This is a genomic window from Serratia symbiotica (genome assembly GCF_000821185.2).
Lineage (GTDB): Bacteria > Pseudomonadota > Gammaproteobacteria > Enterobacterales > Enterobacteriaceae > Serratia > Serratia symbiotica.
The window spans coordinates 2,365,355-2,382,405 of the sequence record NZ_CP050855.1; the positions used below are offsets into that span (position 1 = coordinate 2,365,355).

The 17,051-nt window shown below is 54.2% G+C and carries 15 protein-coding genes and 1 pseudogene; 4 read left to right on the top strand and 12 right to left on the bottom strand.

What is annotated here, in order from left to right; genetic code table 11:
* Positions 1–67: 67 nt before the first annotated feature.
* From recC to rppH, 9 genes are all read right to left on the bottom strand, one after another.
* On the bottom strand, positions 68–3,445 hold the full coding sequence (gene recC / locus SYMBAF_RS11855; protein ID WP_040266774.1) for an exodeoxyribonuclease V subunit gamma: 3,378 nt from the start codon (positions 3,443–3,445) through the stop codon (positions 68–70).
* 33 nt (positions 3,446–3,478) lie between these two features.
* Positions 3,479–3,805, bottom strand: a complete 327-nt coding sequence (locus SYMBAF_RS11860) for a prepilin-type N-terminal cleavage/methylation domain-containing protein (protein ID WP_052447852.1) — start codon at positions 3,803–3,805, stop codon at positions 3,479–3,481.
* Positions 3,806–3,821: 16 nt separating this feature from the next.
* A complete protein-coding gene (locus tag SYMBAF_RS11865) occupies positions 3,822–4,268 on the bottom strand; it encodes a YgdB family protein (RefSeq protein WP_040266776.1) in 447 nt (148 codons plus the stop codon).
* The gene (locus tag SYMBAF_RS11870; protein WP_040266782.1) at positions 4,265–4,843 is read right to left on the bottom strand and encodes a prepilin peptidase-dependent protein; all 579 of its coding nucleotides are present in this window, start codon (positions 4,841–4,843) and stop codon (positions 4,265–4,267) included. Before SYMBAF_RS11870 ends, SYMBAF_RS11865 begins: the two co-directional genes overlap by 4 nt.
* Complete coding sequence (locus SYMBAF_RS11875; RefSeq protein WP_040267090.1) at positions 4,831–5,340, bottom strand: prepilin peptidase-dependent protein; 510 nt, start codon at positions 5,338–5,340, stop codon at positions 4,831–4,833. Before SYMBAF_RS11875 ends, SYMBAF_RS11870 begins: the two co-directional genes overlap by 13 nt.
* Before the next feature lie 173 nt (positions 5,341–5,513).
* Positions 5,514–6,308, bottom strand: coding sequence for a thymidylate synthase (gene thyA / locus SYMBAF_RS11880; RefSeq protein WP_040266784.1), 795 nt, complete (start codon positions 6,306–6,308; stop codon positions 5,514–5,516).
* Positions 6,309–6,315: 7 nt separating this feature from the next.
* Positions 6,316–7,194 carry a prolipoprotein diacylglyceryl transferase gene (gene lgt / locus SYMBAF_RS11885; protein ID WP_040266786.1) on the bottom strand — a complete coding sequence of 293 codons (879 nt, stop codon included), beginning with the start codon at positions 7,192–7,194 and terminating at the stop codon, positions 6,316–6,318.
* A 365-nt stretch (positions 7,195–7,559) separates the two neighbouring features.
* The gene (ptsP, locus tag SYMBAF_RS11890) at positions 7,560–9,806 is read right to left on the bottom strand and encodes a phosphoenolpyruvate--protein phosphotransferase (protein ID WP_040266787.1); all 2,247 of its coding nucleotides are present in this window, start codon (positions 9,804–9,806) and stop codon (positions 7,560–7,562) included.
* Between the two features lie 12 nt (positions 9,807–9,818).
* On the bottom strand, positions 9,819–10,340 hold the full coding sequence (rppH, locus tag SYMBAF_RS11895) for an RNA pyrophosphohydrolase (RefSeq protein WP_040266789.1): 522 nt from the start codon (positions 10,338–10,340) through the stop codon (positions 9,819–9,821).
* A 702-nt stretch (positions 10,341–11,042) separates the two neighbouring features.
* On the opposite strand from rppH, the gene mutH reads away from it, so the two are divergent.
* The 3 genes from mutH to SYMBAF_RS11910 all read left to right on the top strand — a co-directional run bounded on the left by mutH (position 11,043) and on the right by SYMBAF_RS11910 (position 13,732).
* On the top strand, positions 11,043–11,729 hold the full coding sequence (mutH, locus tag SYMBAF_RS11900; protein WP_040266791.1) for a DNA mismatch repair endonuclease MutH: 687 nt from the start codon (positions 11,043–11,045) through the stop codon (positions 11,727–11,729).
* A gap of 93 nt (positions 11,730–11,822) precedes the next feature.
* Positions 11,823–12,539 carry a TerC family protein gene (locus SYMBAF_RS11905; protein WP_040266793.1) on the top strand — a complete coding sequence of 239 codons (717 nt, stop codon included), beginning with the start codon at positions 11,823–11,825 and terminating at the stop codon, positions 12,537–12,539.
* A 152-nt stretch (positions 12,540–12,691) separates the two neighbouring features.
* Positions 12,692–13,732, top strand: coding sequence for an NADP(H)-dependent aldo-keto reductase (locus SYMBAF_RS11910; protein ID WP_040266795.1), 1,041 nt, complete (start codon positions 12,692–12,694; stop codon positions 13,730–13,732).
* Positions 13,733–13,756: 24 nt separating this feature from the next.
* Here SYMBAF_RS11910 and SYMBAF_RS11915 read toward each other — a convergent pair.
* Together SYMBAF_RS11915 and lysA are read right to left on the bottom strand one after the other, a co-directional pair.
* Positions 13,757–14,212 (bottom strand): annotated as a pseudogene (locus SYMBAF_RS11915) (MFS transporter); the annotation flags it as partial.
* A 204-nt stretch (positions 14,213–14,416) separates the two neighbouring features.
* Positions 14,417–15,679 carry a diaminopimelate decarboxylase gene (gene lysA, locus SYMBAF_RS11920; protein ID WP_040266800.1) on the bottom strand — a complete coding sequence of 421 codons (1,263 nt, stop codon included), beginning with the start codon at positions 15,677–15,679 and terminating at the stop codon, positions 14,417–14,419.
* A 129-nt stretch (positions 15,680–15,808) separates the two neighbouring features.
* Here lysA and SYMBAF_RS11925 point away from each other — a divergent pair, with 129 nt between their 5' ends.
* The gene (locus SYMBAF_RS11925) at positions 15,809–16,732 is read left to right on the top strand and encodes a LysR family transcriptional regulator (protein WP_040266802.1); all 924 of its coding nucleotides are present in this window, start codon (positions 15,809–15,811) and stop codon (positions 16,730–16,732) included.
* Here SYMBAF_RS11925 and SYMBAF_RS11930 read toward each other — a convergent pair.
* Positions 16,722–16,916, bottom strand: a complete 195-nt coding sequence (locus SYMBAF_RS11930; protein ID WP_152609183.1) for a hypothetical protein — start codon at positions 16,914–16,916, stop codon at positions 16,722–16,724. The two genes, SYMBAF_RS11925 and SYMBAF_RS11930, sit on opposite strands and share 11 nt — an antisense overlap.
* Between the last annotated feature and the right edge of the window lie 135 nt (positions 16,917–17,051).

Genomic DNA, 17,051 nt, shown 5'->3' on the forward strand with positions numbered 1-17,051 from the left:
CCACGTTCAATGGCCGGACGCAGCCTAGCACTACCGGGAGAGAATTACCCAGGGTAAAGCCACAAGGTCAACCGGTGTTATGCCGCGCTACCGGTAGCAAGTAGCGTTCTGTTTCGGCCAAAATCTGCGCTAAGTCGTCATTATCCAAATCCAACTGACGGAACACTCGCTGCACATAAGGATCTTCTCCTTCACCTGGGATGCGCTGATCGCCCTGCCAAGCCTGCAACAGTTTGGCCTGTGCTTTGGTTTGCGTCTCTTCCTGCCAGTCAATCCGCTGTGTTTCCGGCTGATAACATTGGTTCAGCCATGCCCAGCCGCTTTTGTTCAGCAGCAACAGCGGTTGGCACAGACCACGCTGATACCCTGCCATCAGCTCCGCTAGATGTTTGCGGGCATCCTCCTGCGTGAGCGCCGCGAAGCACCAGGCGGTACTTTTGCGTCCATAGAGGCGGCTTATTCCCGTACCACCAGCGCAGCAGTACACCAGGTGTTCCAGCCACAACAGAATGCCATCCACTGCCGACAGGGTAGCAGGCCGCCAGCGCAGTAAGCCATCACCTTGCACCTGATGCAGCCAGCCGCTGATACGCATGCCGTCAATCTCAATATCCAGCTCCAGGCTGTGATCTACGCCGCGCTCGGCTCGCACTTTTTCGGCCAATTCGATCATCTCTTCCTGCTGCTTTTGCCAATAGATTTCGCCAAAAGCGCCGAAGGGTAACTCACCAGCAGCACATACTCGCTGGAACAGACAGCTTGGGCTATCACCTTCGATCAGGGTATTCAGTAGCTGGCTGTTTAACTTATAGCGGCTGAGGTTATCCAGTGTAAAGGGTTCTTCGTTCGGCAGTTCGGTCTCTTCCAGAGTAAAGCTGACGCCGAGGCGCAACTGGAAGAAGGCGCGGATCGGGTGACGGTAAAACCGCCGCAGATCATCCAGTGAAATTTGCTGTTCGCCTGCGGGAAGCAGCGGCTGATTGAAGGGCGGGGGTGTCGCGCCGCGCCCATCGGCGGCGGGCAACCATTCAGCGGCGTAACTTTGTTGCTCGGAACCAGGCAGGAAATTTTCGACGGCGAACGGCATGCGCGCATGCCACTTCAGCAAGTACTCGCCAACCCGCTGGGCGCTGCCGTCAGCGTCTAAATCCTCATCGCCGGGCAAGCAATAGCTTTGCTCCAGATATTCCAGCAACTCGGTGACCAGCACTGAAGGATAACGCTCTCGGTTATCCTGGATAGAACGACCGATAAAGCTGATATATAGCCGTTGCTGCGCCGACAGAATCGCCTCAAGGAACAAATAACGGTCATCGTCGCGTCGGCTGCGGTCACCACACTTAGGTTGCTGCGCCATCAGGTCAAACCCAAGCAGTGGCAGGGCGCGTGGGTAAACCCCGTCATTCATACCCAGCAGGCAAACCACCTTGAACGGAATGGAACGCATCGGCATCAGCGTGCAGAAATTGATTTGCCCGGCCAAAAAGCGCTGGCTGATGCGCGCCTGATCGAGATGCGCCACCAGATCATCTCGCAGAATGCTCAACGGTACCGCATTCGGATAACGCGCCGCCAAGCCAAAGCGGATAACTTGCTGCCACTGCTGTTCGATCAGTGCCAGCACCACTTCGGTTTCACCCTCCTGCACAAAGAAGGTATCTAGGAGTTGGCGGCACAACGGCAGCCATTCTTCCAGCGACCGCATTTCGCTCAGCCACTGTCGCCAGCAGCCGAGACTGTTCAACAGATCCGCCAGTTGCCCGGCCAACTCGGCAGCCAACCCGCTCGATTCATCATACGGCAGAATGCCCTGCCAATCGCCAGCGTTGCTGTCCATCGCATAGCCGAGCAGCATGCGCGTAATACCGAAGCGCCAGGTATGCTGGCCAGTGGCTGGCAGATCCAGCTCGCGTACGTTGTCATCGTCCAATCCCCAGCGCACGCCGGATTCACCGACCCAATAACGCAACAGGCGTAGCCCTTCTTCACCGATGGCAAAACGCGCCGCCAGTGCAGGCACTTCGAGCAAGGCCAGCACCTGTTCAGCAGTAAACCGGCTTTGTGGCAGGTCGAGCAATGAAATAAACGCTTGTAGCGCCGGATGCGCTTGGCGCGCTTTACGATCAGAAATGGCAAACGGTAGGTAACACTCGGCGGAAGCGTTGCCGAACACGGCCTGAATGTAGGGCGTATAGCTGTCGATGTCCGCTACCATCACAATAATATCACGCGGCGTCAGTTCTGGATCTTCCGCCAGCATGGTCAGCAATTGGTCATGCAGCACTTCCACTTCACGCTGCGGGCTGTGACAGAGGTGCAGGCTGAGGGAACGGTCTTCAGGCTCCAGCCGGCGCTTGGTAACGCTGTTCTCCAATGTTTCTGGCGTGATGCCGATCACCGCGTGATCTTCCAGTTCCAGCATGTCGCGCTGAATGGCGTGCAGCATATTATCAGCGGGGATATCCACAAAGGCATCGACCTCCTGTGCTCCTTCCAATTGCGACAATAGGTACAGATAGTCACGTCCCAACTTTCCCCAGGAAGCTAACAGAGGATTACCAAGCTGTTGTTGCCCTTCGCTGTTAAACAAGTGTACCGCCTGGTTCGGCTCACGAAACAAGTTTTGTTCCCGTGTCTGGTGGTAATGACGGCGTTTGCGGCTTTGCAACCGAGCCAAAAACGCATAGTCCTGAATATCACCCCAATAGTAGCGGCAGGGATTGGTGAACATCAGGTGAATGTCTATGTGACGACCCAGCGCCTGCAAGGCGTCCAGATATGCTGGCGGCAGCGCCGAAATGCCGCAGATGAACACTCGCTGCGGCAAGCCAGGCGGGCAATGTTCAGCATTATCCAAAGTACTCATAAAGCGGCTGTACAGGTTGGCGCGATGCCATTCCGGTTGCCCTAATTCGCGCGTGTACTCAACCAACCGTGCCCACAACGGAGCCTGCCACTGCTGAGCCTCCGCCAGGCCGTCGATGCGTTCGCCGCGCTGCCAGCTCTCCAGCCACTTCGGGCGATACACCAAGTATTGGTCAAACAGGTCGGCCACCCGGCCAGCCAACTGATGAATTTTACGTTTGTCGCCATCGTCGGTGAGATAGTGTTGCAGCGGCGCAAACGCCGGCATAGTCAGCAACTCTGGCAACAGCCACATCAGCTTCCAAGTCATGGCATCTTTACTGAAGGCGCTCTCTTTCGGAATATCCGGCAACACTTGGGTAAACATCTGCCAGATGAAAGTCGCCGGCAGGGGAAAGGCGATATTGGCGGCGATGCCGAACTGCTCCGCTAATTGCATCTGCAACCATTGCGCCATACCGGGGCTTTGCACCAGTACCACTTCCTGTCGAAAAGGATCGGCCAACGGATCTCTGGCTATCAACGCGCTGGTCAGCGTTTTTAATAAATCCAGTTGATTGGAATGATAAACCGTGAACATGGTGGTTCCCTTTAAAAACAAATCCGCGCAATATTACCGGCGGGTGCAATACCAACGGCTCAGTTCTGCCCACTGCTGCTGTGGCGTCTGTATCTTCACCACCAGCCGCTGGCAAGAGGCATCTGCACGGTAGAACTGTAGCTCGCGCCGCCAACCAGCCGGTAGCTCGATATCGTGCTGCCCGGTGACAGCAAAAACCTCTAATTGCCGGTGCGCCAGCGACCATGCCTGACGATATTGCCATTGACGTTGGAACGACTGTAGCAACACTTGATGATACTGTAACAATCCCAGCAGCGACACTGCGAACAACAATGCAGCGACTAACACTTCGGGTAGGCTGAAGCCACGTTGAGTCATGCCGTTCTCCTGAGGGCTATTCCGCACAGACGGTTGACTTCTGATCCGGGCAAAAGTCCAACCAGCCGCCCGATTCGGCAATCAACCCCACGTCACGATCTACGCTTTCGAGCTTGCTCAGTTGATAAAGCCACAGCGGATCGCTGCCACGTATCTCCCCCGCCCCACGCACCATCAGGAGCCCCCTCTTGGCGGACAACCTGACGCAGGCGGTTAACCCGGAGGCTTGTCGGCACAGCCAGCCGTTGATAGTCAACTGATCGCGCGGCCAACGTTGCGCCATTCCCCAACTTAGTGCAGAGGCGGCCTGATTATAAGCCAGCAGATAGCGCTGCTGGTCACCCGCCAGCAATAGGGCATGATCCAACTGGCGGTGCTGGGCATTCAGCAACATCAATCCCACTACCAGCAGCAGCATCACCGCAGCCAGCGTGCTCCCCCCCTGCTGTGAAGGCGCGTTCATGGCAATGCGGCCATATCAATTGCCCAGCTCAGGCGGCGTTTGATACTGCTATCAGCCGTCGAGCACCCCGCTAACGTCAATCGGGCCAAAGTTTTGCCGCTGTTCCCTTTGCTGACAACCACGTTGAACAATTCTATGCGCACCTCGTGATGATCCAACAGCCTTTCCCAACCGGTTTCATTGCAATGGCTGACGCCGCGCTGCCCCTCTAGGCTACCCTGCCGCAGCCGGTAGCCGAAATACCCGGCATTATCACCAGTACTTGCCCATTGGCCACTACGGTTAATGTCGTAGGCGACGATCACGCAGCTGCCTGCTGCCTCGCCTGGCGCGTGGTCGATCAGCAGCGCCCGCCCGGCGCACTGCCCAGCGCAAAACCCGGCGCGGCGCAGATCTTTTTCCATGGCGAACGCCAGTTGCCGCAACAACAACTCCAGCCGATAGTGCTGCCCGACCGCCACACTTTGCTGGCACAGCAGTGGGTAGGTTTTGGCCGCTGCCAGCGCGAGCAAGCTACCAAACGTTAAGGCCAACATCACTTCCGGCAGGGTGAAACCGCGCTCTAAAGTTGACATAGGGCTATTCCCCGCGCGTTTTTCCGCTCGCTGCACACCCGTAACCGCCCTTTGGCGGACAGCACCAACCGCAAGCTGCCCGCACCGTTACTAAGGACAATATGCCCAGCCTGAGCGTTGTTGCGCACCCCGTAAAAGCCGATCTCTTTGTCGGTATAGGCGCTCAACAATACGTCGCGGTAATAAGGAAGATACCGATCGCTTTCTGCCGAAGCGCAGTCGGGCGGCGGCACACCGCTGCCGATGCACCAGGGATCACCGGTTTTGAACCACAACAGCGCGGTGCGATTGCGCCAGTTGGCATCCGCCTGTAGGCGGATGAGAAATGCCAGCAACTGCTGAGCGGTATGCTCAAGCCGCAGAGCCTGCTGATACAGGTGCCAGTGGCTAACCCCCCAACCGGTGAGTATTCCGGCGATCAAGATCACCACCAGTAGCTCAATCAGCGTCATGCCGCGTTGGCAATTGTCGATGTTTAGATCTGAGTTCTCGTTCATGATGACCAGTGTAATGGCCTGAGGAAAGCGATAAAGCAGCACAAGCTGGCATTAAGGCGTGCCGTGCATTGTTTTTACGCTACATACAGACGATAACAATAAAATGCGCTGCGACACGCAAATTCGGGTCAAAAAATAGGGGCTACGGTGCCCCTAAGTACATGCGACAGACGTCAGATCGCTACCGGTGCCTTGATTGCCGGATGCGGATCATAGCCTTCAATGGCAAGGTCTTCGAAGCAATAATCAAACAAGGAAGCCGGTTTGCGCTTGATCACTAGCTTTGGTAGCGGGCGTGGCTCCCGGGTCAACTGTAGCTGCGTCTGTTCCATATGGTTGCTGTACAGGTGGGTATCGCCACCGGTCCAGACAAAATCGCCCACCTCCAGATCGCACTGCTGCGCCATCATATGCACCAATAGCGCATAGCTGGCGATGTTGAACGGTAGACCGAGGAATACATCACACGAGCGCTGATATAGCTGGCAGGACAATTTGCCCCCAGCTACGTAGAACTGGAAGAACGCGTGGCACGGTGCCAACGCCATTTGACCCAATTCGCCGACATTCCAAGCGGATACGATGATACGCCGTGAGTCCGGTTCCTGTTTCAACTGTTGGAGCACATTGCTCAATTGGTCGATCTGGCGGCCATCCGTCGCCCCCCAAGCGCGCCACTGTTTGCCATAAACCGGGCCAAGATCGCCGTTTTCATCAGCCCACTCATCCCAGATGGTGACGTTGTTTTCACGCAGGTAGGCGACGTTTGTGTCACCATTCAGGAACCACAATAACTCATGAATAATGGAACGTAGGTGACATTTCTTAGTGGTCACCAGCGGGAAACCTTCCTGTAAATTGAAACGCATCTGGTGGCCAAAAATCGATAGCGTGCCAGTGCCGGTACGGTCGGCTTTGGAAGTACCCTCAGCGAGCACCTTGTTCATTAAATCCAGATACTGTTTCATTGGTTTCTCATGGCAATTGTTGCTGTGGGCGACGACGGTATGCCCAAACCATCATCATAATACCGGCCACCACCATCGGGATAGAGAGGATTTGCCCCATGCTGATCATGCCGTTAAACAGGCCAAGCTGAGCGTCTGGCTGGCGGAAAGTTTCAACGATAATGCGGAAGGTGCCATAGCTGAGTAGGAACAGACCGGATACAGCCCCCATAGGGCGCGGCTTGCGGATAAACAGGTTCAGTATGATAAACAACACCACGCCTTCCAGCAGCAGTTCATATAATTGCGATGGGTGACGCGGCAGCACACCATACTGATTCAATAACGGCAACAATGTAGCATCGGCGGTAGCGGTAGCAATTGCTATGTCTTCGCTGCGCGAGCCTGGGAACAACATCGCCCAAGGGGTGTCGGTGGTCACACGCCCCCACAATTCGCCGTTGATAAAGTTACCGAGACGCCCGGCCCCCAGGCCAAATGGGATCAGCGGAGCAATAAAATCAGAGACTTGAAAGAAGGTACGCTGAGTGCGATGGGCAAACCAGGCCATCACCAGGATCACCCCCATCAACCCACCATGGAAAGACATGCCACCATCCCAAACTTTGAACAGGTATAAAGGGTTATCCAAGAACAACGGTAGGTTGTAGAACACCACGTAGCCTACGCGGCCACCGACAAAAACGCCCAAAAAACCGGCATACAGCAGGTTTTCCACTTCATCTTTAGTCCAGCCGCTGTCCGGCTTGCTGGCGCGGCGCACCGCTAACCACATGGCAAAAACGAAGCCGACCAAGTACATCAGACCGTACCAATGTAGGGAAACCGGGCCGATAGAAAAAATGATCGGGTCAAATTTAGGAAATGCCAGATAGTTATTGCTCATCTATCACCATAATATGTCTGTTATTCTTCCCCATTAGGGGGCGGCAGGTGCCAAACGCGACGAAGGTTACCCAATGGATTTCAAGTTGTAGCCAGTTTGGACAGCAACAGCGCACAACAACCGCAGCGTACATAGCGTACACGAGGATGGTGAGCACTGCCCAGATGCAAAATGGCGAATAAAATAGCCTAATGGGATAAGCTCTAAGTCAGCCACTGGGATAAGCGCATGTCGCCAATAATGCTACAACTTGAAAGACGATAGGCATGCACCGCCCGCGGAGATTATGTATCATAACATAGGCTTAACGGTGTTTAAGGCGGCGGATGGGGGAAAATCTGTAAAAAACCAGTCCGCTACTGGGCTTATCTGCCACCACGGATCAACCCCCCCATGCCGCTACGCTCCATAAATGCCGCCGCCAAGTGGCGCACTTCGCTCGTCATTTCGGCGCTCAATACCCGCTGCGCCAGCGCTTCGGCATCCGATAACGCAATGTGCCGCAGCAGGTATTTGATGCGTGCCACGCTACGGCCATTCATGCTGAGATTGCGGTAACCCATGCCTACCAGCAGCAGCGCACCCATGGGATCGCCTGCCAGTTCGCCGCACAGGCAAACCTGTAACCCGGCTACCTTGCCCTGTTCGGCGATCAGTTTCAGCACATGCAGCATGGCGGGGTGCAGGCTGTCATATAACGACGCCACCCGCGTATTGTTGCGGTCAACCGCCAGTAGATATTGGGTCAAATCATTGGTGCCGATCGAGATAAAGTCTAGACGCGTGCCCAAAGAAGGGATCAGGAAAATCATCGACGGCACTTCTAGCATCACGCCAATCTTCGGTTTCGGGATCTCATAGCCCAATACTTCTTCTACTTCACACACGGCACGATCGATCAGGCGTTTGGCTTCGTCGATCTCCTCAATACTGGTGATCATTGGCAGTAAAATGCTGAGGTTACCAGTGCTGACATTCGCGCGCAGCATGGCTCGCACCTGAATCAAAAAAATTTCCGGTTGGTCTAGAGTAATACGTGTGCCACGCCAGCCCAGGCAAGGATTCTCTTCGCTGATCGGCATGTACGGCAACTGTTTGTCAGCACCGATATCCAGCGTGCGCAGGGTAACCGACTTGGTCGGGTAGAGTTGCAACATACCCTGATATTGCCCCAGTTGTTCTTCTTCCGAGGGGAAACCGCTTTGCAGCATGAAGGGGATTTCAGTGCGGTACAGGCCAACACCATCTACCCGCCCACCCAGCAGTTGTTCATGTTCCGGGCTGAGACCGGCGTTCAACATTACTAGGATACGTTCGCCGCTTCTCAGTTGAGCTGGCTGCTCGACGTCGTCTTCCGCCAGTTTGCTCAGTTCCAACTCTTCGCTGATCAGTCTTAGATATTCTTGTACCAGCAACGGTTCGGGATCGACCAGCAGTTCGCCGCGATAGCCATCGACAATCAGCAACCGTTGGCTGAGCAACGCTGGTTGGATATCGGCACCCATCACAGTTGGCACCCCCATCGCCCGCACCAAAATCGCCGCATGGGAGTTGGCTGCGCCATCGCGTACCACGACACCCACCAAACGATCCTGCGGTACTTCAGCCAGCATGGTTGCGGTCAGTTCATCCGCTACCAGTACAAAACGCGCGGGCCATTGGGTGGCCGCTGGGGTGATATCATCGAGGTGGAACAGCAAACGTTGACCCAGTGCGCGCAGATCGCTGGCGCGCTCGCGCATATAGGTATCTTGTAGGCTGGCTAACTGTTCGGCAAACGTCTCTATCACCAGCTTTACCGCCCACTCAGCGACCGAACCACGGTCAATTTCGGCAAACAGTTCACGCTTGAGGCGTGCATCGTTTAACAGGTGGGAGTATAGGTCAAAGATCGCCGCACTCTCTTTTTGCGAGCTGGCGGCAAAGCGTTTGCTGAATCGGCGAAACTCCGTGCCTGCTTCTTCCAGTGCCTGATTTAGGCGTTCACGCTCGCTGACGGTGTCCAACGTCGAGGCACGGTATACCTGTTCGAGCGAAGGTTGGCCGCTGTCTTGCCACCCTACCGCCACCGCCACACCAGGCGATGCTGCCAGCGCGCAGATGCGCGTCTGCCGATATTGACCGAAAATGGCGTTGAGCTGCGAGTGTGATAAGACCCCAGCCATCTGTGTGGCCAGGGTCACCATGAAAGATTCTTCGCTTTCATCGAACTGGCGTAGCTCACGCTGCTGCACCACAAGCACGCCCAACAGTTGGCGACGATGGATGATCGGTACGCCAAGGAAAGATCGGAAACGCTCCTCCTTCACTTGGGGAACGTATTTAAAACTAGGGTGATTCTGCACATCAGCCAAGTTGATTGGCTCTGCCCGGCTCCCGACCAAACCTACTACGCCTTCATTAAAAGCCAATGAGATGGAGCGCCCACGCGGTTTTTGTAAGCCACGTGTCGCCATCAGGTAATAGCAGCGGCGATTATTGTCTGCCAGATAAATAGAGCAGACTTCCGTATCCATCGCCAGGCAGGTTTCATTGACTAAGATATCCAGCGCAACCGTCAGGTTGGCAGCTGTGGCCACCTTCTCAACAATTTCTCGCAAGCGCGTGAGCATAATCGGCTTAACTTAACCTCTCTTTCGGCGGTAAGCGGGAATCTGCCGTTGTGTTGCCGGTACTGGCATCACAGTCGCGGCGAATTCTTTCATCACCCAGCGGTAAACATCCCGTTTGAACGACACCACCTGGCGCACCGGATACCAAAAGCTCACCCAGCGCCAACCATCGAACTCCGGCGTGCTGCTACGTTGCATATTGATATCAGCGTCGTTGCACATCAACTGCAACAAAAACCATTTCTGTTTTTGGCCGATACATACCGGCTTTGTGTCCCAACGCACCAAACGTTTTGGCAATTTATAGCGCAACCAGTTGCGGGTTGAAGCCAGGATACGTACATCCTTTTTGCTCAGACCCACTTCTTCGAACAGTTCACGGTACATCGCCTGTTCCGCCGTTTCCCCACGGTTAATCCCACCTTGGGGAAACTGCCAGGAGTGCTGACCGTAACGGCGGGCCCATAGAACCTGCCCCTGACGATTACAGATTACGATACCAACATTCGGGCGGTAGCCATCATCATCGATCACCGGACTACCTCGATAAGCTTAAATTCGCATACTCAATAGATGCCCTGATTGTTTCACACAAGCTACGGGTGGTAAACCACTGCTTTGCAGCACACTATACCGAATAACAGGGATGTAATTCACAGATAATGGCGAAGTTATAAACACGCCTGCGCGTTTTCGGCCAATTTATTCACTTTTTCTGTGGATAGGTATGTGAAAAACTCAAGGGAAAAGTCGGTAAAACTCTTACAGGCATAAAAGCACTACCAAAATGAGTTTAATATTAATATTTATAATACAAAAAGATAATGCGATCACGGCGGCAATGAATAGGTCAGGAATGTGATCTTTACAGGGTTAAGAACCTGCTTTGGCGAAAGATCCACCAGCGTTATTTTTATCCACAGATTATCCGGGGAAGTGACCCACAAATCGAACAAATTCGTAAAAGATTGCCGGCGTCAAGGCTGTAAATCGAACCAGTGATCGACAAAAGTTTGAGTTATCCCGTAAATCTGTGGATAAAGAGGGGTAAGATCCTGTTTATTGTCGGTGGCTTCAACTGCACAAGCAGCGCGCGGAATGACTTTATTACTCAGGGTAAGGTAAAAAGTCATGTAAGATCATGCTACTATCGCTATTTTCCCCAAACCGAACTAACCGCTACTGGCGGCAGGTAGATAAAGTATGTTTTTCAAACAAACCCAACAGGCTTGATTTATGGCGTTTTTATCTCCATTACTCCTTCCACCGGAAAATGAACAACAACTGTTCGAGCGCGCCCAGGCATTGGCCGGGTTCAGCCTGGGTGAACTGGCGACACACGCACAACTGCCTATCCCTAAAGACCTAAAGCGCGATAAAGGCTGGGTTGGTATACTGCTGGAGCGGTTCCTCGGTGCCATGGCTGGCAGCAAGCCTGAACAAGATTTTCCTGAATTGGGCATCGAGCTGAAAACCATTCCGATCGACGCCGCTGGCAAACCGTTAGAAACCACCTTCGTCTGCGTGGCACCACTCACTGGCAATAGCGGTGTCACCTGGGCCAGTAGCCATGTTCGCCATAAGATGGCTAGGGTGCTGTGGATACCGGTGGAAGGCGAGCGGCAAATCCCGCTGACACATCGGCGCATCGGCTCGCCGCTGCTGTGGAGTCCAAACGCCGCAGAGGAAGAGATGCTGCGCCGCGATTGGGAAGAACTGATGGATCTGATCGTTCTGGGTCATGTGGAACGCATCACCGCCCGTCACGGCGCAGTACTTCAGCTACGCCCCAAGGCGGCCAACGGCAAGGCGTTAACTGAGGCCATCGGTGAACAGGGGCAGCCAATTTTGACGTTGCCACGCGGCTTCTATCTCAAAAAGAATTTCACCGGTGCCCTGTTAGCAAGATATTTCTTAATTTAAATTTCTTTGTTTAGCACGCGTTTAGCAAGCCCTGTCGGTACTAGAATAAACGCGTACAATTACTCTCTTGTATTTATTAAGGTATGTAGGGCGATGTTCGAATGGATTGTAGATCCCAATGCTTGGTTAGCCTTAGGTACGTTGACCATTCTTGAGATCATATTGGGTATTGATAACATTATTTTCCTTTCCCTGGTGGTGGCCAAGCTGCCGAAAACCCAGCAGAACAAAGCACGCCGTCTGGGCCTAGCCGCTGCCATGCTGATGCGTTTGGCGTTGCTTGGTTCCATCACTTGGGTGATCCGCCTGACGCATCCGCTGTTCAGCATCATGGCTCATAGCGTTTCCGCCCGCGATCTGATCCTGCTGTTGGGCGGGCTGTTCCTGATTTGGAAAGCCAGCAAAGAGATCCACGAAACTATCGAGGGTCCGCGAGAAGAGCAGCATACTCAGGTGCACAGCTTCTTCGGCGCGATCATGCAAATCATGCTATTGGACATCATTTTTAGCCTGGACTCGGTGATCACCGCAGTGGGGCTATCCGATCACTTGTTTATCATGATGGCAGCGGTGGTGTCCGCCGTTGGCGTGATGATGTATGCCGCCCGGCCAATCGGCGAGTTTGTTAACCACCATCCATCGGTGAAAGTGTTGGCGCTGGCGTTTTTGATCCTGGTGGGGTTTACCCTAATGCTGGAAAGCTTCCAGGTGCATGTGCCAAAAGGTTATATTTACTTCGCCATGTTCTTCTCGATGGCGGTCGAGACACTCAACTTAATGCGCAGTAAAAAGGGCGGCGTTTCTAAATGAGATCCCCTTATAGGAGCCACGCCGCACTGGATCCGCTTTTCCCACTATCTCGGCCTTGATTATAGTGGATCTTTCGTCGTCACCTGATACCTGGCTCCTGTTTCACCTTACTGAATAAACCATAAGCGCTAACCAGAAAAGGAAGACTGTTAATGCAATACCACCGTATTCCCCATAGTTCGTTGGAAGTGAGTGTGCTGGGACTAGGCACCATGACTTTTGGCGAACAAAACACGCAAGCCGATGCCCATGCACAGTTGGACTATGCACTAGCCGCAGGCATCAACCTGATAGATACCGCCGAGATGTACCCGGTGCCACCCCGTCCAGAAACCCAGGGGCTGACTGAGCACTATATTGGCCGTTGGATCAAGGCACGCGGTAACCGCGAGAAAATTGTGCTGGCCAGTAAAGTCTCCGGGCCAGTGCGCGGCAACGACAGCAGCATCCGTCCGCAGCAAGCGCTGGATCACAAAAATATCCGCGCCGCACTGGACGCCAGCTTGCAGCGGTTGAACACCGATTATCTCGACTTGTACCAGCTTCACTGGCCACAGCGCTCTACTAACTGCTTTGGCAAACTCAATTATCAGTACAGCAATAAGAAAGCAGCGGTCACACTGTTGGAAACCTTGGAAGCACTGACTGAGCAGGTACGCGCGGGTAAAATCCGTTATATTGGGGTTTCCAACGAGACGCCGTGGGGGGTGATGCGTTATCTGCAACTGGCAGAGAAGCACGAATTGCCGCGCATCATCTCGATTCAGAACCCTTACAGCCTATTAAACCGCAGCGTTGAAATCGGTCTGTCAGAGATCAGCCAACATGAGGGGGTCGAACTGCTGGCCTATTCCAGCCTGGCGTTCGGTACTCTGAGTGGCAAATACCTCAACGGTGCCCAACCAGTTGGTGCGCGCAATACGCTGTTTAGCCGTTTCAACCGCTATTCCGGGCAGCAAGCCCAGCTAGCGATTGGTGAGTATGTGACGCTGGCTAAAAAGCACGGGCTAGACCCTTCGCAGATGGCATTAGCATTTGTACGCCAGCAGCCATTCGTCGCCAGCACCCTGCTGGGTGCCACCACACTGGAACAGTTGAAAACCAACATCGACAGTTACAATGTCGTGTTGGGTGAGGACGTGCTGCAAGCGCTTGAGGAAATTCACACCCGTTTCACCATTCCGGCACCTTAACGATACGGGATGTGCTTTATTTCATTACTGCGCATGGCGTTGCGACAGCCAAAGCGCAGTGATAGCCCGCGCATACACCACGCCAAAACCGCCCAAACGCCCACCAACGGCACGTTCCACTTCACCACCAGCGAGTACAGCTCCAGCCCCAGCAGCATGGCAGCGTTTTTGCCCAAATTCTGTACCACAATGGCATTACCAGCACCGACCAAACGTTTGCGGCATTCCTGTAACAGCGCGTTCAGTGGCACCACGAAGAAACTGCCCAGCGTGCCAATGATCGTTAACAGCACATGGACGTTAAGCACCGTGATTTTCAGTACAAAAAATCACCACTCCGTCACCAGTCAGCATGCAATGCCAGACGGTCTTTAGCGTGACAACCGCACGGCCGCGGCCACAATGCCGCCGCCACCACGACATTCAGCAACGATGGCGGGCATTATCGGCGATGCCCAATTCCAGGAGGCAAAAAAAAACCTACGCATCGACGTAGGCTGGTGTAATGAATTTGGGTTCAACATGCAAGGCGCTGAAACTCACCAAAAAATAACCTTTGGGATGCACAATTTATCGCGTCACGGTGAAAACCTTCCAGCAGGCAATCGCAACGTTAAGCCACAAAGTGTAACCAGCGGTATAGCACATTGCCAAGCCTGATCATTCCCTCTATCGTTACAGCGGTCAAACCTGTTCCAGCGCGATCAATTCTTCGATGGTCTGGCGGCGGCGGATCAGGCACGGCACCCCGTTCTCGAACAGCACTTCCGGCAGCAGCGGTCGGCTGTTGTAGTTGGAGGACATCGATGCGCCGTATGCCCCGGTGTCATGAAACACCAGATAATCGCCCACTTTCACCGGCGGCAGTGAGCGGGTTTCCACGCCGCCCCCTGCCTGCTGGGTAAATACATCCCCGGATTCGCACAGCGGGCCAGCGATCACCGTTTCGCGCAGCGGTTGCTGTGCCAACTCCCGGCCATCTGCTGGCAGCAGGGAGATATGGTGATAACTGCCATACATCGCCGGGCGCATCAAATCGTTAAACCCGGCGTCCACCAGCACAAAGTGTCGGCTACCCATGTCCTTCACCGCGCGCACCTCAGCCACCAGCACCCCGGCCTCAGCCATCAGAAAACGCCCCGGCTCAATTTCCAGATGCACCGGATGGCCCAGATGGGCAGCAATACGCTCGCGGGCGCTGTTCCACAAGCCAAAATAGTGTTCAGTATCAATCGCTTCTTTTCCATACTGGTAAGGAATCGACAATCCTCCCCCAGCAGAAATGGCACTGATATCCTGACCGAGTGCGATCACTTGTTGCACCATCGCATCACAGACGCGCTCCAGATGCTGATAATCAACGCCTGAACCGATGTGCATATGCACGCCGATCAATTTCATGCCATAGTGTTGGATTTTTGCCACCGCTTGCGGCAAATCGGCATACCAAATGCCGTGCTTACTGTTTTCACCGCCGGTATTGGTTTTCTGGCTGTGTCCGTGACCAAAGCCTGGGTTGATACGCAACCACACCGGATGCCCAGCGGAAACCGGACCAAGCTGATCCAGCATATCACTGGAGCCAGCGTTTACCGGGATGTTCAACTCACTGACGCGCACCAACGTAGCCTGATCCAGCACATCGGCAGTAAACACCATCTCACACGATGCACCGCCCGGTTGAAAACCAGCCTGCAACGCACGTTCAATTTCCCCTAGCGATACCGAGTCCACCTTCACGCCCTGTTCACGCATCAGGCGCAAAATATGGATGTTCGAACATGCTTTCTGAGCAAAGCGAATCACGTCAAAATGACGCAACTGAGCGATGCGTTGGCGGATGATATCCGCATCATAGGCCCAGACCGGGCAACCAAAACGCGGCGGTAAAGCCAGCAGGTTGGCGGCGTTCAGGGCTGTACTGTTGTCATTTAACGGGCAAGGCATGGTGGTGTTCCCAAAGCGTAGGTGGTGACTAGGCGGCTATAATGCCGCACTTTTTACCAGCCGGAAAATATCTATTTAGCTGAAGTCTATTCATTTATGATATGGCTTTCTCCATTACCGAATGGCCCTATGCACGCGATAACCCTACGCCAAATTGAAATTTTCCGAGCGGTGATGACCACCGGCAACCTGACCGAGGCGGCAATGCTGCTGCACACCTCGCAGCCTACCGTCAGCCGCGAGCTGGCACACTTTGAAAAACGGATGCAGCTACAGCTATTCGCTCGGGTGCGCGGTCGATTGTCTCCCACAATGGAAGGGCTGCGGCTGTTTGAAGAGGTGCAGCGCTCCTATTACGGTCTCGATCGCATCGTCAATGCCGCCGCCAGCATCCGGCAGTTTCAACAAGCACAACTCTCGATAACCTGCCTACCGGTATTCTGCCAATCGCTGCTGCCAGCCGTGTGCAAACCCTTTATTGAGCGTTATCCAGAAGTCAGCTTCAGCATTATTCCGCAAGAGTCGCCACTGCTGGAAGAGTGGCTGTCGGCTCAGCGTTATGATTTGGGGTTAACGGAAAATAGGCTGACCCCAGCTGGCACCGAGCGGATGACGTTAATGACATTGAACGAGGTGTGCGTACTGCCTGCCGGGCATCCACTGTTGGCCAGAGAGATGCTGACACCACAGGATTTTGCCGGCCAGAACTATATCAGCCTGTCAAGCGCCGACAGTTACCGTCAGTTACTCGATACGTTGTTTAATGAGCAAGGGGTCGATCGCCGCCTGATAATGGAAACCCATAACGCTGCATCAGTCTGCGCGATGGTAAAAGCTGGGGTTGGACTATCGATTATCAATCCGTTGACGGCGCTCGACTACGCCAGCAGCGGCGTGCACCTGCGACCATTCAGCATCGATGTACCCTTTACCGTCAGCCTCATCCGTCCACGGCATCGCCCCTCATCAACCCTGGTCACGGCATTTATTGAACATTTACACCAACAGGCAGAGAGGTTGCCCGCCCGTCTGACGGCGTTTATCAGCCGCTGACCGGACGTTTGGAGCGGCTGAAGGTCACTGGACGATGGCCGCTACCGCCAGCAGCACGCTGGTCATCCCCCCACCAATGCGATATCTTCCGCCAGTACCAGCATTTGGCGGCAACGTTCCAACGTGTGTTCCCCGGCATCTGTGAGCTGAGATTACGAAGTAGTGCGATGCAATAAACGCGCACCTATTGCTCCATCTATACAAGTTAGTGGGTGAATCTCCAGCGTCTTTGCAACAGCAATTAGGCTGCCCCGACCACGATGGTGATAAAAAATTTAGCGGCGGTAATGTGATCCATGATTCGTTCGATTCATGCAAT